At 56.9% G+C, this 20,530-nt stretch carries 21 protein-coding genes; 1 reads left to right on the plus strand and 20 read right to left on the minus strand.

The window, feature by feature from the left end:
* Window positions 1–369: 369 nt before the first annotated feature.
* The 18 genes from recO to GT003_RS32660 all read right to left on the minus strand — a co-directional run bounded on the left by recO (window position 370) and on the right by GT003_RS32660 (window position 15,499).
* The gene (gene recO, locus GT003_RS25085) at window positions 370–1,116 is read right to left on the minus strand and encodes a DNA repair protein RecO (protein ID WP_161703104.1); all 747 of its coding nucleotides are present in this window, start codon (window positions 1,114–1,116) and stop codon (window positions 370–372) included.
* Window positions 1,117–1,150: 34 nt separating this feature from the next.
* On the minus strand, window positions 1,151–1,306 hold the full coding sequence (locus tag GT003_RS25090; protein WP_161703106.1) for a YqzL family protein: 156 nt from the start codon (window positions 1,304–1,306) through the stop codon (window positions 1,151–1,153).
* A gap of 108 nt (window positions 1,307–1,414) precedes the next feature.
* Entirely contained in the window at window positions 1,415–2,344 is a 930-nt protein-coding gene (gene era, locus GT003_RS25095; RefSeq protein ID WP_161703108.1) for a GTPase Era, read from the minus strand.
* A 40-nt stretch (window positions 2,345–2,384) separates the two neighbouring features.
* Entirely contained in the window at window positions 2,385–2,822 is a 438-nt protein-coding gene (gene cdd, locus GT003_RS25100) for a cytidine deaminase (protein ID WP_161703110.1), read from the minus strand.
* Between the two features lie 22 nt (window positions 2,823–2,844).
* Window positions 2,845–3,201, minus strand: a complete 357-nt coding sequence (locus GT003_RS25105; RefSeq protein WP_161703112.1) for a diacylglycerol kinase family protein — start codon at window positions 3,199–3,201, stop codon at window positions 2,845–2,847.
* Window positions 3,201–3,698 (minus strand): rRNA maturation RNase YbeY, encoded by a 498-nt coding sequence (gene ybeY / locus GT003_RS25110; protein ID WP_161703114.1) that lies wholly within the window; start codon window positions 3,696–3,698, stop codon window positions 3,201–3,203. Before ybeY ends, GT003_RS25105 begins: the two co-directional genes overlap by 1 nt.
* On the minus strand, window positions 3,695–5,941 hold the full coding sequence (locus GT003_RS25115) for an HD family phosphohydrolase (RefSeq protein WP_161703116.1): 2,247 nt from the start codon (window positions 5,939–5,941) through the stop codon (window positions 3,695–3,697). Before GT003_RS25115 ends, ybeY begins: the two co-directional genes overlap by 4 nt.
* A gap of 746 nt (window positions 5,942–6,687) precedes the next feature.
* Entirely contained in the window at window positions 6,688–7,662 is a 975-nt protein-coding gene (locus GT003_RS25120; protein ID WP_161703118.1) for a PhoH family protein, read from the minus strand.
* A 6-nt stretch (window positions 7,663–7,668) separates the two neighbouring features.
* Complete coding sequence (gene yqfD / locus GT003_RS25125; protein ID WP_161703120.1) at window positions 7,669–8,862, minus strand: sporulation protein YqfD; 1,194 nt, start codon at window positions 8,860–8,862, stop codon at window positions 7,669–7,671.
* Window positions 8,863–8,876: 14 nt separating this feature from the next.
* On the minus strand, window positions 8,877–9,155 hold the full coding sequence (gene yqfC, locus GT003_RS25130; protein WP_161703122.1) for a sporulation protein YqfC: 279 nt from the start codon (window positions 9,153–9,155) through the stop codon (window positions 8,877–8,879).
* Window positions 9,156–9,300: 145 nt separating this feature from the next.
* A complete protein-coding gene (locus GT003_RS25135) occupies window positions 9,301–9,861 on the minus strand; it encodes a hypothetical protein (RefSeq protein WP_161703124.1) in 561 nt (186 codons plus the stop codon).
* A gap of 46 nt (window positions 9,862–9,907) precedes the next feature.
* Window positions 9,908–10,897, minus strand: a complete 990-nt coding sequence (gene floA, locus GT003_RS25140; RefSeq protein WP_161703126.1) for a flotillin-like protein FloA — start codon at window positions 10,895–10,897, stop codon at window positions 9,908–9,910.
* A 15-nt stretch (window positions 10,898–10,912) separates the two neighbouring features.
* A complete protein-coding gene (locus GT003_RS25145) occupies window positions 10,913–12,286 on the minus strand; it encodes an NfeD family protein (RefSeq protein WP_338045923.1) in 1,374 nt (457 codons plus the stop codon).
* 76 nt (window positions 12,287–12,362) lie between these two features.
* Window positions 12,363–13,712: an MATE family efflux transporter gene (locus GT003_RS25150; protein ID WP_161703130.1), complete on the minus strand. Its 1,350-nt coding sequence runs from the start codon at window positions 13,710–13,712 to the stop codon at window positions 12,363–12,365.
* Window positions 13,713–13,846: 134 nt separating this feature from the next.
* Window positions 13,847–14,290 carry a GatB/YqeY domain-containing protein gene (locus GT003_RS25155; RefSeq protein WP_161703132.1) on the minus strand — a complete coding sequence of 148 codons (444 nt, stop codon included), beginning with the start codon at window positions 14,288–14,290 and terminating at the stop codon, window positions 13,847–13,849.
* A 15-nt stretch (window positions 14,291–14,305) separates the two neighbouring features.
* A complete protein-coding gene (gene rpsU / locus GT003_RS25160) occupies window positions 14,306–14,479 on the minus strand; it encodes a 30S ribosomal protein S21 (protein WP_090573672.1) in 174 nt (57 codons plus the stop codon).
* Between the two features lie 118 nt (window positions 14,480–14,597).
* A complete protein-coding gene (locus GT003_RS25165) occupies window positions 14,598–14,936 on the minus strand; it encodes a histidine triad nucleotide-binding protein (protein WP_161703134.1) in 339 nt (112 codons plus the stop codon).
* Between the two features lie 140 nt (window positions 14,937–15,076).
* Complete coding sequence (locus GT003_RS32660; protein WP_239565814.1) at window positions 15,077–15,499, minus strand: hypothetical protein; 423 nt, start codon at window positions 15,497–15,499, stop codon at window positions 15,077–15,079.
* Between the two features lie 278 nt (window positions 15,500–15,777).
* Here GT003_RS32660 and GT003_RS25175 point away from each other — a divergent pair, with 278 nt between their 5' ends.
* On the plus strand, window positions 15,778–17,088 hold the full coding sequence (locus GT003_RS25175; protein ID WP_161703147.1) for an FAD-dependent oxidoreductase: 1,311 nt from the start codon (window positions 15,778–15,780) through the stop codon (window positions 17,086–17,088).
* Window positions 17,089–17,274: 186 nt separating this feature from the next.
* Here GT003_RS25175 and GT003_RS25180 read toward each other — a convergent pair whose 3' ends face one another.
* Both GT003_RS25180 and GT003_RS25185 read right to left on the minus strand, forming a co-directional pair.
* Window positions 17,275–17,886: a hypothetical protein gene (locus tag GT003_RS25180; protein ID WP_161703149.1), complete on the minus strand. Its 612-nt coding sequence runs from the start codon at window positions 17,884–17,886 to the stop codon at window positions 17,275–17,277.
* A 129-nt stretch (window positions 17,887–18,015) separates the two neighbouring features.
* On the minus strand, window positions 18,016–20,530 hold a 2,515-nt coding region (locus GT003_RS25185; RefSeq protein ID WP_161703151.1), incomplete at its 5' end, for an SbcC/MukB-like Walker B domain-containing protein.

Consider the following 20,530-nt stretch of genomic DNA (forward strand, 5'->3'; position numbering starts at 1 on the left):
TACTTCTCTCCTTTAAAGATGATGATCCCCTGCATGAGTTTCCGGCAAGCGGGAACACAAAAAAACTCCCGCCTCTACGTCTGGTCTCAGACATAGGGACGAAAGCTTATGCTTCCGCGGTTCCACCCTACTTGGCTTTGAACCTACAGTCGGCGAATGCTTTCAAGACTGCGGTAAAAGCCCGCTTTTAGCTTGCATCAAACTCCGGAGCGCCTTTCGTCGATCTGGCCCGTCCGGGCTTCCACTATCCCCGGCTCGCTTGAAACGGACGATGCATACCGACTACTTTCTCCATCATCGCTTATTCACATAATAACCTATCTTATCAATTTCAGGACTGCGTGTCAATCTGCGCCAGCTATGCTTGCGTTAGATCGAATAACGGTCCATTTGATCCAGGAACGAACGCGATTTGAGCGGAATGCCGATCAGCGTATCCATCAGCAGCCTCATGGCCGCTTTTAACTGCAGCTTCGTTTCTTCCTTGACTTGAATGTTGCCTAGGCGCCTTAGATCCAGCTGTTGATAAAGGCGGAGCAGCTTAAGCGCGCCATCGCCGAGCATGATCGCCTGTGCGTCCTTATAAGCGCAGCGGCTGCATAATATCCCGCCGCTGTTCGCGCTAAGCGACATCGTCCCTACCGTATTGCCGCAGGATACACATTCGCCGAACTCGGGTCCGTAACCTGCCGCCTGGAGAATTTTCATCTCGAATACTTGCGTCGTGATCAATAAGTCTTTTCCTTCGGCGAACGCATTCAAGCAGGCATTCAACTGTTCGAACATAAATGCGCTTGCATCTTCTTCCTGCAATGCGCGGTCTACCAATTCCGCCGCATAAGAAGAATAGGCCGTCATGTCCAGCTGTTCACGCAAAACATGGTGAGACTCGATGATCTCACCATGCGTCAGCGTTCCTAGTCCGCTGTTCCGAAAAAAAAGATACTCCCCGTGCGTAAATAGCTGCGACAGGGAGCCGTGACGGCTTTTAAGCTTTTTTGCACCTCGAATGATGATGCCGGCTTTGCCGTGCGTATTGGTAAGAAGCGTAACGATTTTGTTGCCTTCCCCATAATCCGTGCTGCGGATGACGATACCCTCTGTCCGCACCTGCATGAGCCTCTCCCCCAACTCCAGCGTACGGCCGTGCTTACACCGTTAAAGCGCCGTCGCTCTCGGCCGCCGAGTCCCCTTCTTCCTCCGGAGATTCGGCGCTTGCCGCCGCTTGCTGCTCCATCTCCCTGTAAAGCAAGAAAGCCTCTACATCCCCGGTCAGCGTAAAATACTTCCACGAAAAATTTCGCATTCGTATTCATCCTTTCCGCGCTCAGCAACGTTGCTCACGGATTAGGATGCGAAGAAGGGATGCAGCTTATGCCCGCTCAATTATTGTCAGATCCGGGTTAGAGCGGCATTAGTCGTTCCGGAAGCCGAGGTCCTTCAGAACCCGGTCCTGATTCCGCCAATCCTTCTTCACTTTGACCCACAGTTCGAGAAATACCCTGGATCCGAGCAGTGTCTCGATATCGCGGCGCGCTTCCTTGCCCACTTGTTTCAGCAGGGCGCCCTGCTTGCCAATGACGATGCCTTTCTGCGAATCGCGTTCAACGAAGATGACGGCTCCGATATAGACGACGCCGTTGTCCTGCACCTTCATATCCTCGATGGCTACGGCGATCGAATGCGGCACCTCTTCGCGCGTCAAATGCAAAATCTTCTCGCGTACGAGCTCGGCGCAGACGAACTGCTCCGGATGATCCGTCACTTGATCGGCAGGATAATATTGCGGGCCTTCCGGCAAATAGCCGCCGAGCACTCTCAGCAGCGTATCGACGTTATTGCCTTTAAGCGCGGAGACCGGAATGATTTCGGCGAAATCATGCAGCTCCTTGTACTGCACGATCAGCGGGAGCAGCGCTTCCGGCTCGATCTTGTCGATTTTGTTCATGACGAGAAATACGGGGGTCTTCACCTTCTTGAGCGCTTCGATGATGAAGCGGTCGCCGCCGCCAAGTCCTTCCGAGGCATCGATCAGGAATAACGCCGCATCCACCTCGGCCAGCGTGCTGATCGCGGATTTGACCATGAAATCGCCAAGCTTCGAAGTCGGCTTATGGATCCCCGGCGTATCGAGAAACACGATCTGCGAATTGTCGGTCGTGTACACACCGTGGATCTTGTTGCGCGTCGTTTGCGGTTTATCCGACATAATGGCGATTTTTTGCCCGATGACTTCATTGATCAGCGTCGATTTGCCGACGTTCGGCCTGCCGACGATCGCCACGAAGCCGGAGCGGAATTTTTCTTTGGATCCTTTGGACCCGTTCGTAGTCGTTGCATTCATAGGTGGTCTAATGTCTCCTTCTTATCCAAACATTACGCAATTAATTTCGGTTCAGCTGCTTGGACGAAAACGCGCCCGGCAGCAGCTCGGCGACCGTCGAAATCCGCCAGTCGCCTTTCATATTGCCCATGATGACGGGCATGTCAGGCGGACAGAGTTCCACGAGCACCTGCCTGCATACACCGCATGGCGTAATCGGCTCGTCCGTATCGCCGACGACGGCAATCGCCGCAAAACTGCGCGCTTCATGGCCGTCCGCGATCGCCCGGAACAGCGCGGTTCTTTCCGCGCAATTCGTAGGGCTATACGCTGCGTTCTCGACGTTGCAGCCGGCATGGACGCTGCCTTCCGCATCCAGCAAGGCTGCGCCGACCTGAAAATGCGAATAGGGCACGTAGGCGCGTTTTCTGGCTTCGATGGCTTGAGCCATCAGATGACGGTAGGGATCCAGAAGATCCTGCTTCGTTAGTTCGGACATGCCGGACACTCCTTCGCTTCTACTAAGAATTAGGGATGATATGCGGCACGAATACGATCAGTCCTACAACGACCGACGTGACGGCCGCCAGCAGCACCGCGCCGGCAGCGGTGTCTTTGGCCGCTTTCGCGAGCGGATGCTGCTGCGGGCTGGCCAGATCAACAAGATGCTCGACGGCCGTATTCAGGAGCTCGGCTGCCAGCACCATGCCCTGTACGATGACGACCGCCAGCCATTCCATGCGGGATAGTCCGAACAGCAGTCCAGCCGTATTCACGATGATAACGGCCGCGAGATGAATTCTCATATTCGCCTGCGCAGCCGACGCGCTTCGAACACCGTTCCAGGCGAAAGCGACGCTGCGCAGAAAACGCCTCATTAACGGGTCAGTCCTGCTTGCTGCAGCACCGCTTCCTGCTTCTTCGTCATGACGGCTTCGCTTTCCTCGTCCTGATGGTCGTAGCCGATCAAGTGAAGGAAACCGTGCACGAACAGGAAGCCCAGCTCGCGCTCCAGCGAATGCCCGTACTCCTCGCTTTGCAGCTTCGCGCGCTCTACGGAAATGATAATATCGCCGAGCATGCCTTCGTAAGGAATCGGATCGCTCTCGTCTTCGACTTCGTAAATGATGCCGAGCTCCTCGTCGGTCTCTTCCTGCATGGCGAACGACAGCACATCCGTCGGACGGTCGATACCGCGGTAGTCTTTATTCAATTGATGGATCTCCTCATCGTCGACGAAAGAAAGCGCCACATCGCCGTCCGTCAAGCCTTCCGCTTCGCCAGCCAATTGAAGAAGCTTCTCCAATACGCCGATGAAATCCTCGGAAATGTTCACTTTCTCTTGATCGTTGCTCCAATCCAACTGCAAACTCATGCCAGCCGCTCCTTTGGTTTCGCATCTTCCGGATATTCAATGCGCGAATGAAAAATACCGATGATGGTTTCTTTCAGCGTTTGCGCGATTTTCTCTAGCTCTTTCAACGTCAGGTCGCATTCGTTGAATTGTCCGTCGTCCAGACGGCCTTTGATGATTTTGTGAATCATCGTCTCGACCTGCTCCATCGTCGGGCTGCGCATGCTGCGCACCGCCGCCTCCACGCTGTCGGCAATGCCGACGATTGCCGCTTCCTTCGACTGCGCTTTAGGGCCGGGATAACGGAAATCATCTTCCGTGAAATCAGGCTCTTCGCCCGCTTCTTCGGCCAGCTTCACCGCTTTGACGTAGAAGAACTTCAAAAACGTCGTGCCGTGATGCTGCTCCGCGATGTCGCGGATCGGCTTCGGCAGCTTATGATTCCTCAGCATTTCCACCCCGTCGCGCGCATGGGCGATAATGATCGATTTGCTCAGCTTCGGCTCGATGGAATCATGCGGGTTTTCATAGTTTGTCTGATTCTCGATAAAATAACTGGGCCGCTTCGTTTTTCCGATGTCATGATAGAACGAACCCACCCGGCAAAGCAAGCCGTTCGCCCCGATCGCTTCCGCCGCCGCCTCGGATAAATTGCCCACCATCACGCTGTGATGATAAGTCCCCGGCGTCTCCGTCAGCAGCTTGCGCAGGAGCGGATGGTTCGGGTTGGACAGCTCAACCAGCTTCAGCGCGGACAGGATGCCGAACGTTACTTCGAAGAACGGCATCAGGCCTACGACCAGTATCGCCGTTAACAAGCCGCTCGCAAACGCGAACGCGACCGTCATGATCAGATCGCTCTTCGCCGGCAATTCGCCGAGCAGGATGATCGCGAGCACGCTGGCCGATCCGAACAGGCTGGCCATAATGCCGGCTTTCAGAATCGTGGAGCGCTGGCTGGCCCGATGAATGGCGAAGATCGCGGCGAACGATACGACTGCCGTCGTGAATCCATAATCGAAATCGAATATGCGGCCGGACTCCGTATTGAAGATGATGCTTCCCATGATCGCGAACAAGAACGAGCTTACGACCGCCAGCTGAACGTCCAGCAGCATCACGATCAGCATGGCCCCCATCGCGGTCGGCGCGAGATATCCGACATACGGCATCGTCTGCGTCTGCGTCAGCTCAATAATCGACATGGACAGAATATTCAAAGCATAGATGAGCAGCAGCATCGTCAGCTGCGCGTTGCTGTATCCCGTTCGCGTGCCGCCGCTTAGATTGGTCGCCTTCTCGAGATAACCGTATATGACGATCAGGAAGAGGACCGAGAATAAAAGCAGTCCCAGCTGCGGCCAATAGTTTTTCTTCGTCTGCAGCAAGCCGAAGGAAGACAGGCGGTCGTACATCTCTTTGGATACGACTTCGCCTTTATGCACGATAATATCCCCTTGCCCGAAAACGACGGGCGGGGTATTCTCCTTCGCCGCCACGCGGGCGTCGTTCGTCGCCTGCTTGTCGAGGAATTTGTTCGGCATGATCGCGTACCGAGCCAGCTCCTGCACGATTTCCCGCGTCTTGCGCTCGCTGAGCGCGCTGGCGTTGACGAGCTCCGCTACCTTCGTCCGCGCCGTTTCCGCTTCGCGCAGCGAATCGCCCATCAGCTTATGGACGATGGACACCGCAACGACCTGCATATCGCCGAGCTGCGCGGGCGTCAGCTGCGGCATTTTGTAGAAGGTTTCCTCCGGAATGCGATACGTCTGCTGCTTGACGACGTTGGCCATTTCTTCCAGCAGCGAATCGTTGTACGTACCGTTGCCCTTGTTCAGCCGAACGAACTGATCCACGTAGTCGACGTACATTTGAGGAATCTCGCTGCGATAGATCGAGACTTTGTTCTCCAGCGTCACTTGGTCGTCCTGATTCAGCTGCTCCATCCGGGCAAACACCTGCTCGAGCAGCGTCTCGCTGCGAAGCGCCACGATCGAATATATCGGCTCCACCTGCTCGGCCGCATGTTCCTGCGCTTGGAGCGTCGCTTTCTCGTCCTTGATCTCCATCGGCGCTTCGATATCGCGATCGCTCGCTTTATTCAACTGGATGTTATACGTCTTGGGAAGAACATGCGAAGCCAGACTAAAATAAAAAAGCAGAACGAACAGAAGCAGCAATAACCAGCGAACGGCAGCGCTGTTCTTCCATCCACTCCAACCGATTGACTTTCCTTCATTTTCGCCTGTCTGCTGATTCGGCATCGTTGCTATCCTCCTAGAACCTGCATCCCCCTGATCCCCCGTACTTCGCGGGACCTTCAGGGACTTCGTCCCTTGGACCCTATCTAGAGCATGACAATTTTATTTTAAGATTAGTTTAAGATTACATACGTTTAGAAAATAAAATGAGTTCAAAACCTTAAAATCTTCAAACCCTTTAAAACCCCTAAAAACCTTAAAGCGTTTCGCAACCCCCTAAATCCCCCTTGCCTAAGGGGGACCCCAGGGTCTCCGTCCCTGGACCCGGATGGAGCGTGACTGCTGCGGGGCCGTCTTCGAAGCTGCTTTGTACGTGGGCTCGTTTTCGTCCGCTTGCGGACACACTTTTCAGGTGGTGTTCTTACGGTACTTGGCGCCCCTTAGAGTCCCCGTCCCTGAGTCCGAATGGGGCGTGACTTGTACGGAGCCGTCTTCGAAGCTGCTTTGTAGGAGGGCTAGTTTTCGTCCGCTTGCGGACACACTTTCCAGGTGGCGCTCTTGCGGTACTTGGCGCCCCTCGGTCTCCGACCCGATTTTGCCGACTTGTTTTCGACATATTTCGGCAGCCGTTGGCCTTTGCGTCGGTGTCGCCAGTCCTCTGTTCGGCGTGAAGCTTTCAATAAAATAAAGGAGCAAAGCGAAATAGTTCGCTTTGCCTTGTCTGCTGTGTTTGTGGTAAATCTTGCATGGCGCGGCTCTAACCGGTACGGCGTGAGCGTTTGCACGGCCTTACCGGCTCTGGTTTGCCTTTACTGACCTTGGCTCTCCGCATCGATATTGTAGGCCGTGATGATCTTCTGAACCAATGAATGCCGTACGACGTCGGACTCCGTAAAGAGGATGAAGCCGATCTCCGGAATGTTCTGAAGGATCCGCTGCGCTTCGATCAGGCCGGAGCGTTTGCCCCGCGGCAGATCGATTTGGGTGACGTCGCCGGTGATGACCATTTTGGAACCGAACCCGAGACGGGTCAGGAACATCTTCATCTGCTCCGGCGTCGTGTTCTGCGCCTCGTCCAATATGATGAACGCATCCTCGAGCGTCCGCCCGCGCATGTAAGCAAGCGGCGCGACTTCGATCAATCCGCGCTCGAACGCCTTCGTCGTTTGGTCCGGGCCGAGCACGTCGTGCAGCGCGTCATATAACGGCCGCAGGTACGGATCGACCTTCTCCTGCAAATCCCCCGGCAGGAAGCCGAGATTCTCGCCTGCTTCGACGGCGGGACGAGTCAGGATAATGCGCTTCACGGAGCCTTCCTTCAGCGCGGCAACCGCTAGCACGACCGCCAGATACGTTTTGCCCGTACCGGCCGGTCCGATGCCGAAGACGACATCCATTTTTTTGATCGTTTTGACATAGTGACGCTGGCCAATCGTTTTTACCCGGATCGGTTTGCCCCGAAACGTCGTCGTGATCTCCGCCTTGAATAGGTCAAGAAGCTGATCGGCCTGCATGGTCTTGGACAACTCGAGCGCATAGGCGATATCGCGCTCGGAAGGCGTATACCCGCCTCTCACCAACTGCTGCAGCACCGTATAGAACTGCTCCAGCGATTCAACGTCGTCCGAGGGCCCGGAAATCGCGATTTCCGCATCGCGCGACATGATATCGGATGACGATTGCTGCTGGACGAAACGTAAATATTTATCCTGCGGGCCAAACAAAGCCAGCCCTTCCGCTGCATTCGCAAGTGGAATTTTGACTACCTTGAATTCATTCGGCAAAAATACTCAGTCCCCTTGCATCTGAACTAACGGTCTCTCTTTCACGATCGACTGATCCACTTCAAAAAACACTTTCATATAAACTTTACCATTGTCCGTCTTTTGATGCAAAATGTTTTCCGCGACGATCTGCGCATCGGGGCCGACCTTGGCAAGCAGATCCGCCCGCGCGTGTTGGATGCCCTCGGCTTTGGCTTCTTCTGCGCTGATCGTTTGCTGCTGCATTTTCACTTCCATGATGGTCTCCTTCATCCGTCCGAAAGGCAGCTTCAGCGTGCGCCAGGCGGCCTTCTCCTCCTCCACCACGCGCTCGTACATGGCATAAGGAATCTTGCCGTAGCCGCTCACCTGGAGGGCTCTCCCGCCTGCCACTCCGTACCAGATGATCTTCTTGTTGCCGGTATATACTTTCGACGTCCTCGTGAGCGGTGAGACGATGTCATATTCATGCCATACGATTCCTTTTACCTCGCCCTTAGCCACGACAGCCTTGCCGTTCGTCTCGTCGCCCAACAAGCCCGAGATCAAGACATCCCCCTGCTTCACCTTCGTATGTGGCTTCACGACGGGCCGTCCGGACTCCGCCATGACCTTCGTGACGACCGCGTCCGTCGAAGCGACCAGATGGCGCGGACTAAGCGGCGTCTTCGCGTCCGGCGTCTTGGATTCCACGACCTGGATCGTAATATGCGTGCCGCGTTTCTCGACGCCGACCCACGCCGTTCCGGGCAGCTTCTGCGCGAGATGCCGAGACAGCACGGACGTATCCTCCAAGCGGAACGACCATTGAAACGGATAGAGCCCCTCCGACTTGGCCGCCTGCAGAATCTGTTCCTCCGACAGCTTGTCGTTGCCCTTCACGTCGATCGACCAGATGAGCGAAGATAACAAATACATGCCGATGAAGAACAGGACGAGCCCGGCCGCAAAAAAAACACGTTTCCGCATGCGCTGCATCCAGAACGGCAGGCCTGTACGCGTCTGTACGTGCACGCGGCAGCCTGTCCGTTTCAAGATCGGACGAAGCCGGAAAAAATCGTTCACGACGACTTGGCACTGCAGCCCGTCCTCTTTCGTGCGGCGAATGGACCACAGCTGCAGTCCATCCGCGAGCGCTTCGTTGACGAGCCTTTCCATCGCCTGGCCGCGAACGGTAATCGTAACGAAACCCCGCAGCCAGTGCATCCATGTCGCATCCATTTCTCTATGCCCCCTTATTCTCGCACCTCGATATGCTTGATTAAGCCCTCTATGAATACTTCTTCCGTCCAGATCGTTCGGATGATCAGATCGCTGCCGGTCACTTCGAGCTCTCCTTTGCTCAGCGCAAGCCGAAGCTTCTCGCTCGAGAAATGAAGGACGCCGCGATGGTTTTCAATATACAACTGCCGGTCGCCGATCATCGTGAGCCTCGGAAGATCCATAACGACGTCCTGCGGCAGGTCCAGCAAATCGGCAGCCATTTTTCGAAGTTTGCGGTTAATGCGGCGCATCCAATCAGAGGCCCCCTTCCCGTACTGTACCAAACTATGCGGGAGCGGCAGGAAATATGAGAAACGCTGCACGGCTCGAGGAACGAAGCGAAAATAAAAAAAGCATCCGCCCCAAAGGAGCGAATGCTTGCGATAATACGCGCGTTTATTTGCGCTGTAACGGCTTCTTGGATCTCGGCGGTCCCAGGATCTCGGACAAGATGAAAGCCTGCCGCAATTCTTTGCCTTTCGGCATATGGAAGGAAGCGCCTTGCGGCGCCTGTCTCTTCGAAGCAGCCGGCATGGCGCTGCCGGCCGGTTTAGGCGGCGAAACGGGAGCCTTCTTCTCGTCTATGGACCAATCGTACAGGGCAGGTCCCAAATCCTCGGGATGCTCCATGCTGATGCCTTCGCCCGAAGGCTGCGCCTTCAACGTATTCAACATGCCGCCGGTTGGACGGCCTTGTTCGGATGTCTGCCTCCGCTGCTCCGCGGGACGCCGCTCGGCCTGCGCAAGGACCGGACGCGGACGCTCAGGCTGCTGCGGCCGCTCGGGCTGAGGTTGGGCTGCCGTCGGTCGTCCGCCCGCCCCCCCGCCGAAAGGCGGCATCCGGTTCCCGCCCGGATTTTGCTTGCCGCGGGATTTGTTCAGCATGGTCAGCAGAAAACCGACGATGATGATCACGACGTAGAAATTGGAAAACAGCAGCTTCAGAAGCTCTTGCATTCGTTCACCTCCAGCGAACCATCGACACGCCTATGGCTTGCGGTCATTACCGTTCTTCCTTCTCGGGCCCGTCGCCTTTGCCGATGGAATTACGCATGCTCGTATCCGCTTCAATGTTCTTGAAGTTCATGTAATCCAGTACGCCCAACTTGCCTTGCTTCAGCGCATCCGCCATCGCAAGCGGCACTTGGGACTCGGCTTCCACGACGAGCGCGCGCATCTCGACGACGCGTGCTTTCATCTCTTGTTCATGCGCGACAGCCATCGCGCGGCGTTCTTCCGCTTTTGCTTGCGCGATGCGTTTGTCGGCCTCGGCTTGCTCGGTTTGCAGATGCGCGCCGATGTTTTTGCCTACGTCGACGTCGGCGATATCGATGGACAGAATTTCGAACGCCGTTCCTGCATCCAGCCCTTTGCCTAAGACGGTACGGGAGATCAGATCCGGATTTTCAAGGACGTCCTTATGCGATTCCGAAGAACCGACCGTCGTGACGATCCCTTCCCCGACACGGGCAATGATCGTTTCCTCGCCGGCGCCGCCGACAAGCCTGTCGATGTTCGCGCGGACGGTTACCCGCGCTTTTACCTTCACTTCGATACCGTTCTTGGCAACCGCGGCGACGATCGGCGTCTCGATGACGCGCGGATTAACGCTCATTTGGACCGCTTGAAGCACGTCGCGTCCGGCAAGGTCGATCGCCGCGGCACGCTCGAATTCAAGCTCGATATTGGCGCGCTGCGCCGCGATCAAGGAGTTGACGACGCGGTCGACGTTGCCTCCGGCGAGAAAATGGCTTTCCAGCTGATTGATCGTTAAGCCTAGACCGGCCTTGGTGGCCTTGATGAGCGGATTGACGATCCGGCTGGGCACGACGCGGCGCAGCCGCATGGCTACGAGCGTAATGATGCCGACGCGCACGCCGGATGCCAGCGCGGAAATCCAAAGCATGATCGGGAAGAAGCTAAGAAATACGGAAATGGCGATTATAGCCAAAACGGCGATGATAATTACGGTTACTGTCGGATCTAGCGTCAAATGAACCCCTCCAAATTATTCGTTTTCGTGAAGCTGCCTGACAACGACGCGCGTGCCTTCTACTTGAATGACGACGACTTCCGCATTCGGCTGAACGAATTCGCCCAAGGTGACGACGTCGACGCGCGCCTCTCCGATTCGGATCGTGCCTGCCGGCCTGAGCGGCGTAATCGCAATCCCGCGCTGGCCGAAATAATCGGATTTGTTCATCGAAGAACGGTAGCCCTGCTCATTGGTGAGCTGGTCGCGGAGAATGAATTTATGCCATACTCCTTTGTGCGCGAATCGTTTCGCGACGATGATGACGATGACGGCGGCGATCACGACTGCCGCGGCAAGCGAGAGTACGGCCGACTTCGGATTCGGAGCCGCGAGCAGGACACCCGAAACTAACGAGGCCGCTCCCAGAATGCCCAGTATGCCGAAGCTCGGGATAAAAAACTCCGAGAGCAGCAGCAGCAATCCGATGATGAACAGCGCGACGTCTTCGAATCCGGCGAACCCGGAAACGTAATGGCCGAAGAAATAAAGGATGAATGCCAGCATGCCGATAATGCCCGGCGCGCCGAAGCCCGGAACCATGAATTCAATGGCGATGCCGGCAATGCCGATGATCATCAGGATCGTCATTACCGCGGGGTGCGTCAGGAATTCGCCGATCTTCTCCATGACGCTTGGCTCATACGTAACGACGTTCGGTTGATCGAGACGCAGGCCATTCAGCGCCTCTTTCAGCGTTGCGGCCGTATATTCCGCATAACCGACTTTGACCGCATCCTGCGCGGACAGCGATAGAATATCGCCCTTCTCTTTCGTGCGCCCGAGTTCCTTCAGCTCGACGACGAGCGATGTGTTCACCATGGCCGCCGCGATATTGGGATCGCGCTCGTTCAGCAGCGCGGCGGACTTCATCTCTTCCGTCCAGACGGAGATCGTCTTCGGGTTATCGATGAGCGTGCCGCTTCCGTCCACGACGGCGGCTGCGCCGATCGTGCTTCCCGGCTGCATGACGATCTGCTGCGCGTTCAGGGAAATGTACGTTCCCGCGGATACGGCTTTCCCTTGCACGTACACCGTGGTCGGAACCTTGCTTTCGCGGATAAGCTCGCCGATATCGAGCGCGCTGCTGACCGTTCCGCCGAGCGTGTTCAAGACCAGCAGCACGCGATTTGCTTTGGCTTCCTCCGCTTCTTCATAGGCCCGTTTCAAGTAATGATACAGCCCCGAATCCACCGATCTGTCCGCCTCGACGACATATACGGTTGCACCCGCGGACGACGATGTTCCTCCGCCTTCGGCCGCCGATGCAGATATGCCCGAGAGAACGAGACCGAGCAGAACCATGACGGGCAGCAGCCAATTGATTTTGCGCCGACCGAATTGCCGCACAGATGTCCCTCCTTCGCATTTGAACGTACGACATTGCCTAATCCTCTTGTACGGCCGAAGCATGAAAACGTTCCAATTAGCCGTGCGATGCCTCTTTCAGCCGCACCGCCGTCCAGTCCGTCCGGTAAAACCGGATCATGATGGCGAGACCGAAGACCATCAAGAACGAATAGAGCGCCAGCCAGGCCCCCATGCTTCCCCAATGGAAGACGAAAATAAACACATACGCGAGCGGGACGAAGAGAAACCAGCTGACGACAAACGATATGCGAAGCAGGAACGTCGTATCACCGATTCCGCGTAATCCGCCGGCGTAGAAATTAAGCAGCCCGTCAAATATTTGCAAGTAGGCGGACACTTTAATGAGATAGGCGGCCAGCACGTACACTTCCGAATCATCGGTATACATATGCGTGATTTGATCCGCGAATATAAACTCGACGGTCCCGAGCACGATGAGAAAGATGGAGCCGAGGATGGCCGTATCCGTGCCGACCCTCCTTCCGAGAAGCGGCGTGCCTTTGCCCACGAACTGGCCGACGAGAATGGTTGCCGTGGAGCCGAAGGCGAACGCAGGCATAAACCCGAAGGACATGATGCTCAGCGCCACCTCGTTGGCTGCCAGCGCCTGATCGCCGAGCCGCGCTACGAACGCGGTAAATATGTACATCGAAAGGCTGAGCGAAAACTCCTGCATGCCCAGCTTGCCGCTCTCCAGCATGATCAGCTTCATTTCCACCCATTTGAAGGTCAGCGTCAAGTATTTGCGCGTCTGGAACTTCTTGTTCAGCATAACGAAGAAGATGAATGCGCAAATGAGCGTCTGGGCGCTTTCTCCGATTAGTATGGCGATCCCGGCACCCTTTAACCCAAGTTCAGGCAGTCCGAGCTTGCCATAGGTCATCGCGTACGTGAGGATCAGAATCGGAACGTTCGCCATCAAGGATACGACCATGGACATCTTGGTTGCACCGATGCCGCGGAGAAAACCATGAAATGCAAAATTAATGATCCCGAAGGACATGGCATAGAACCGCAGTTCCAGATAGAAGCTGCCTGTTCGCACGAGCTCCGCCGAGCCGCCCGTCCACCGCAGCACGTCATCCGCGCCGACGAATCCGACGAATGCAATTAACAATGCGAACGCCAAACACATATACATGGCGATATAGGTCCGTTGTATCCCCCGCTTCATATCGCCTGCGCCGTGATTCTGCGCAACGAGATAATTGACCGTATGGCCGATACCGGAAAACAGCGCGAACGCATTGTACATGATGATGTTGGAGACGCCGACGATCGCGATGATGAGCGAGCCGAGCTGACCGACGATGATGAGATTAATCGTCCCGACCACGGTAGCGCTTGCAAAGGAAACCAAGGATGGTATGGCCAGCAGCAGGATCTCTTTCCAATTACGTAACATGTGCTTAGATGCCTCGTTTCAGTAGGTTAGCTCTAATTGTCCTCCAGCCGGAGACGAAATGTCAATAGTCGCCAGTTACGGGAGAAACGAAAAAACACTCCCCACGTGGAGGAGTGTTTGGCTGTCAGCCTATGTTATTGCAGAAATTGCTGCACAAATGTGTTTACTAGTTTACCATCAGCACGCCCTTTTGTTTTAGGCAAAAGTGCGCTCATGACTTTCCCCATCTCGGCTTTCGAAGAAGCACCGGTCTCCTGGATGGTCTGCTGAACAATCAACTTGATCTCTTCTTCGGTCAGCTGCTGAGGCAGGTATACACTAATAATTTCAATTTCTGCTGCGACATCTTTCGCAAGATCATCGCGGCCGGCTTTGTCAAATTCTTGGAGGGAATCTTTACGTTGTTTGATCTCACGACTTAAAATATCAAGCACTTCAGCGTCTTCGAGCGGCCGTTTCAGATCAATCTCCTGATTCTTGATGGATGAACGAATCATCCGAATCGTGGTGAGCTTGAACTTCTCTTGGCTCTTCATCGCTTGCTTCATATCGTCGTTCAATCGTTCGCTAAGGTTCATTGTGGAAGGATCCTCCTAAAACTTTCTCTTGCGCGCAGCCTCGGACTTCAACTTACGCTTCACGCTAGGCTTCTCATAATGCTTGCGTTTCTTCACCTCGGCCAATACGCCATCCTTTGCGATGGTACGTTTGAAGCGGCGGAGTGCAGCATCGATCGTCTCGTTTTTGCGAACTTTTGTTTCAGACACCAGTTTTCCCTCCCTCCGAATCAGACCGTCCAAGAAAGTTAACACGGTTCATCAAATTTAATTATAGTGGATAAAGAAAGGCAGTGTCAACTTGATTGGACATGCTATTTTTTGCGCGTTAGTTTAAGCCCTTTAATTTGGCCCCGCCGAGCACGTGAAGATGCAAATGATAGACGACTTGTCCACCTTCGCTGCCGACGTTATTGACAAGGCGATAACCGGATTCGGCAATGCCCTGCTCTTGCGCGATCTGGCGGGCGACGGCGAATAATTCCGCGATAAGCGCATCGTCTTCGGCCGTCACGTCGTTCATGGTCGGGATATGTTTCTTCGGAATAACAAGAATATGTACGGGCGCCGCAGGCTGAATGTCGTGGAACGCTACGATACGCTCGTTCTCGAATACTTTCTTCGAGGGAATGCTGCCTTCGATGATTTTACAAAAAATACAATCCATGTTACTTACTCCTTCCCTCGGGACGTAACCTTCTATTTCCCATCATAACGAAAAGAAGGCAGCAAGTCCAATGCCTCGAACCAGCGTCCGCCAAGGCACGCTGGTTCATATCCGCGCAGCGCGAAGTTGGCTGCTGGCTCTCAATAGAAAGGCAGAAGCGATAAGCCCAGCAATGCGCCAAGCGGAAACACCTGCCGGTAGAAACGGCGGCGCGGGAAGTAGGGATACGGGTAGAACGGACTTGGAAAAAACGCCCGATCCATTCCTCCGCAGTGCGGCACCGCGATGCAGAGGACCTCGTCGTCGATATGCTCGACGAATCCGTCGCAGCACCAGCCGTCGTGCGTTTGGACGAGCACGTATCGATGCATATGGTCGTGACACCATTTTTTCATATCCGGCTTTTCGATCGGCTTCGCTGCCGGCTTGCCCGGGACGGGTCCCGTAGGCGTTTTGGACGGCGGGGAGACAACCGTGCCCGTGGACTTTTTGCCCGATGGGAGTACGGCCGTCCCTGTTGACGCTTTGCCGCCGACAGGGGAAGTGGACACCTTCTTCTCCATGCTCAACATGACCTCCTTTATTCTCCTACCATGATATTCGCCCGTGGGCAAACGGCGCCTGCGAGCGCGTAAAATGGGCGTTTACCACTGGGGAATCGATGCCGGAACGATAGGACTATCAGTCTAAAATGAGATGGATTGGCCAAATCGCCGGACGTATAATGGGTTACAGATCCCAGCGAAGCGCGGCGCTTGGGGAGGAAAGGACGAGCTGCTCGTCAATCACTGCGCGCGGACAGGCCCGGGAGGCCGTCAAAATCAGGAGGAGTAGATCGACTATGAAAGTGGCGATTATCGGAGGCGGACTTGCCGGGCTGACTGCAGCCGCTTACTTATCGGAGCAGCCGAATACCGAAGGGGTGTTGTTCGAGAGGAGCCCTCAGCTCGGCGGGCGGGCATTCACGTACGAGAAGGCCGGCTTCACGCTCAATTACGGCGCCCATGCGATTTACGGGCTGGACCGCCATACGCTGTCCGTCATGGAGCGAGAGCTGCATCTGCGCTTCGGCAGCAAGCAGGTCGACAAACGCAAGGTAATGTACGAGAAAGGCGAGCATCTCACGCCGGCTCCGCTCGATTTCAGGAATTTGGTGAAGACGGATATCTTGTCCGGCATGCAGAAGATAAGGTTCGTCGGGGAGATTACAGCCATCATCGCGAATATTCATCAAATCAAGCATTACGCAACGCTTGGCGACTACTTGGCGGAATCCGGCGCGGCCGAGGACGTCAAGGAGCTGTGGGAGCATCTCGTATGCAGCAATTTCTTCATCACGCCCGAGGATGCGCGCCGCGTGCCGGGCTCCGTCATCAGCGAATACTATCATAACCTGTTCCTCTCGAGCCGCCCCGTCAATTACGTGCTGGGCAGCTGGGCCGTCATTACCGATCAGCTTCGCGACAAAATTCAGTTGGCGGAGCGCTGGTCGATCGCCATGCAGGAAGGGGTCGACGGCATACAGTACGATCACGGCAAATACGTATTGAAAACGAAAGCCCGTGAAGAAGCGTTCGACCGCGTCGTGTTCGCCATGCCCGTTCAACAGGTCGTCAAGCTGCTTCGAGGCACGCCATGGGAGCCTTTTCTAGAGCCATACGAGCATAACTCCGCGACGGAGGTCATGGTGTATGACGTCGGTCTCAGCCATGTCGTTGCCAGGCCGTTCAGCTACATCAGCGACATGAATCATAAAATGTTTATCTCCGACGTATCCGCGACGGACCATACGCTCGTACCGGAAGGCGGACAGCTGCTCCAGGGCATCGCATATCTCAGCGACGAGAACGCTAGCGGCCAGGGTGACCGGAAAGCTTATCTTGAAGAGCGGACCCAGCAGATGGAAGCCCTCTTCGACCGGCATTATCCCGGATGGCGCGACGCCGTTGCCGTCAAGCGCGTGTCCAAGAAGGCCATGGTGCAGAGCGTCAAGAACGTTGCCGGCAACAAGCTGCTCCCGATCCGCATCGAAAACATGCCGTTCTACTTCTGCGGCGACGGCTGCGAGGGCAAAGGCGAGCTGGCCGAGCGCGCATTCTCGAGCGGACGGCTTGCCGCGGAGCTGCTGGCGAAGGAATTAGCCCGGGTATGAAGATTCCGCAGTTAAGTTAGCTCGGTAATTTAACAAAGGAACCATTAACGTAGAAATATTCAAACAAAGGAACAATTTTCAAAGAAACAATCAACAAAGAACGGCCGCGCATCCCTCGAAGGATAACGCGGCCGTTCTTTGTTATGTGCCGAATGATGATTGCGATATTCGCGGAGTCCGTTCGAATCAGCCTTTAAAGCTCAAGTCGGCCGATGCGTTCATCTGCTCGAGCAGCTTGCCCGCGATCGGCTGCCAGTCCTTGTTGACCAGAATGATGAGCGCCTGCTCCTGGTTGATCGCGTCCTGCTGGAAAGCCGACATTTCCTTCTGGCAAGCTTGATAGATCTGAACCAAGCTAGCCAGATACGCTTTCTCTCCGTCGGTCAGCGGCCCTTCATGATTGCCGATCGCCTGCAGCGACGCCAGCGTCTGGTCCATGAAATCGGCTGCGCTGCGCTTGGCTGCCGGAAACGGTTTGCCGTTCACGTCCTCGGCCTCCCGGATGAATTCCGTCACGGAAGACGCATTCCGATAAGACGCAAGCAGGCTGCTCTTGGCTGCCATGCGGCCGGCAGCGTCCGCTGCGCCTGCCATGGCCGCGGCCTGCTTCTCCGCTTCGGCCAGGAAGGCTTTCGCGGTTTGGGCGGACTGCAGAATCTCCGTTCCTTGGTCCACGCGGTCCGTTTGCGCGTTCTGAAGGTTTCTGGTGTATAAAAACACGTTGCCGATCAAACTGAATGTCAGCAACAGAAGTACGACCGGCGTGAATATCGGCCGTTTCGTGCGCGGCTCTTCCACAAAGCTGCCCCCTACATAGATTGTTCCGCCATGAGCGGGCTAAGAGCCCGTCCCATCGGCATTCTCTCCCCTACGTTAGCGGTTTCCCGTTCAGAAAGCAACCGGGGGCAGGCAACGTTAACAGATCCGTCACATCGTCTCGAGTTCGACGGAGCTTCCTTTTCCGAACGGCTCCGACGGCGTGACGATCAGCCTGCGCGGGAGTCTAGCGCGAAGCTCCGGCACGTGGCTGATGACGCCGACCGCGAGCGTCTCGTGATGCAGCTTCTCGAGCGCGGTGATGACCGTATCCAGAAGCTCGGGGTCGAGCGTGCCGAAGCCTTCGTCCAAGAAGAAGAACTGCAGCGGATATTTGCCGCGAAGCTGAATCTGGCTGGAGAGCGCCAGCGCAAGCGCCAGGGAGGCCAGGAAGGTCTCCCCGCCGGAGAGCGTCGAGACCGGGCGGCGAATGCCGCCTCCGGCATCGTCGCGGATCACGAAGCCGCCCGCCGAGTCGACCTCGAGCGCATAACGACGCTTGGTCAGGAAACCGAGCCGCTCAGACGCGGCTCTGCATACTTGAACGAGCTGCTCCTCGGCGACATACTCCACGAACGCGTTGCCCCGGAATACCGTCTGGAGCGATTTCAATCGTCCCGTAAGCCGTTCCATGCCCAGGCGTTTGGCTTCCAGCGCGTTCCACCGCTCCTGCTTGCCTCGAAGCGATTCGAGGTCCCGATCGGCTTTGGCGGCGAGCTGTAGATGTTGATCGTTCTCTGTTTTCAGCCGTTCCACTTCCGCGGCCGAATGCTCCCATTCCCCGTCGGCCAACGTACGGCCGCCGAGCTGGTCGCGAAGCAGCCGAATCTGGGCGGCAAATTGCTGTTCCTGCTCGCGATGCCGGGCGATGATATCTGCCATCGCAGTCTGCTGCTGCAGCAGAGGCTCCAGAGCCGAGATTTCATCCGCGCCGGCGAACGGCGAGCGCGCCAGCGCGGCTTCCCATTCGCCGGCCGCTTCCCGATTCCGCTCCGCCGCCGCGCGCTCCGCTTCCGAGGCGCCCGTACGCTGCTCGGCTGCCTGATGCAGCGCCTGCTGCGCCGCTTCATGGCTGCGCGCGAGCTGCGTGTTCCGGTCACGGAGAGCTGCCAGCTCCCGCTCGGCATCCTGAATAAGCTTGGCCGATGGTTGCCCCCCAGTCACGGCATTGACCTGCTGTTCTTTCTCGGCCAGCTGCTGCCGCTGGGCGGTGAGCGTCGCCGTCAGTTGAACGGCTTCCAGCTGCGCTTCCTGAGCCAGCCTGCTGCTTTCTTGCTGCGCGAGCGTCGTCTCTTCGATGTATGCCACGCTCTTGTCCAACCGGATGCGCAGCTCGTCGGCGGCCGCTTCCCTCCGGTCGAGTTCCTGCAGCGTCTCTTCCGCCGCAGCCGGCTGAAGCTCGGGACCGAACATCGTCACCCATACGGCGCGTTCATGGTCCAAGTCCGCTTGGCATTGGGCGAATTGCGCCTGCGCGCGGCCTGCCAGCGCCTGCTGCGTCGATAACGACGCCGTGCTTTGCTCCAGGCGGCGCGCCGTTTCGGAGCAGCGCGCCCTTGCGGCCGCTGCCGCTTTATCCGCCGCGGCAAGCTGTTGACCGTTCAGATCGGTCAACTCTCGCAGGGCGGCCAGCATTTGCTTGCCATGCTCAAGAACCTCCGAAGGATGAAGGACGCTATCCGCCGGATCCGGCGCTTCGAGTCGGCTGGCGATGCCGGATGGAATCGCGGCTTCGGCGGCTGCTGCCGCTTCCGGCAGTCGGAACGACTGCAAGTCCGCCACGCCGGCGGACTCTTCGCCGCGTCCAGCCGCTTGGAGCGATTCAAGCACGCGCTCCACGGCGGATTCCGCTTTGGCCTGCAGCGGAGAGAGCTCCAGCTGAAGCTGCTGGCAGCGCCCGCTCAACGTTTCCCATGCCTGCAGCAGCGCGTCGGCCGTTTCGTTCGCCGCCGATGGCGCGGCATGGCTAATATGCCGTTCGCTGGAGCCGCAGACGGGACAAGGCTCCCCATCCTTCAGCTCCGCAGCCAATTGCGCCGCCAGCTGCAAACGCTGCTGCTCGCGCAGTCCTTGGCGGACGCGCTCCATCCACCCGGGCAGCGAAGCTTGCATCGCGCGCAGCTTACTTCCAATATGGGCGAGCAAGCCTTGCATCGGCAGCAGGCGTTCAGCTTGCCCGGATAAGGCCGCGACAGCCTGGCCGTGCTCGGCCTTCGCGGCTTCCATCGTCCGCCAGGCTTGCTCTCGCAGAGCTTCGCCGGCGTCCCGCTCTTTGCGCGCCGCTTCCGTCTGCGCCGCCAGCCCGCTGAACTGCTGGAGCCGCTTCGTCAAGCTGCCGCGCTTCTCCCGGTCCGCGGTCGTCAGTTCCACGGTCTTCAATTCCGCGCGCAGCGCCGTCTGCTTGGCCGTGGCGCGGCCCAGCATCTCCTGCGACTTGGCCGCCTGCTCGCCGAAGCTGCGCTGCCGTTCCGCCGCGCTGCCTGCCCGCTGCGCGACGTCCGCGATGCCAGCCGCTAGCGCGGCGGCTTCGCCCTCGAGGCGCTCCGCGTCCGAGAGCTGGTCGAGCCGCCGCGCCAGGCGCGGCTCGCCCTCGGCGGCCTCGGCGGCGGCGGCCGACCAGGCTGCC

Source organism: Paenibacillus sacheonensis (genome assembly GCF_009909195.1).
GTDB lineage: Bacteria > Bacillota > Bacilli > Paenibacillales > Paenibacillaceae > Paenibacillus_Z > Paenibacillus_Z sacheonensis.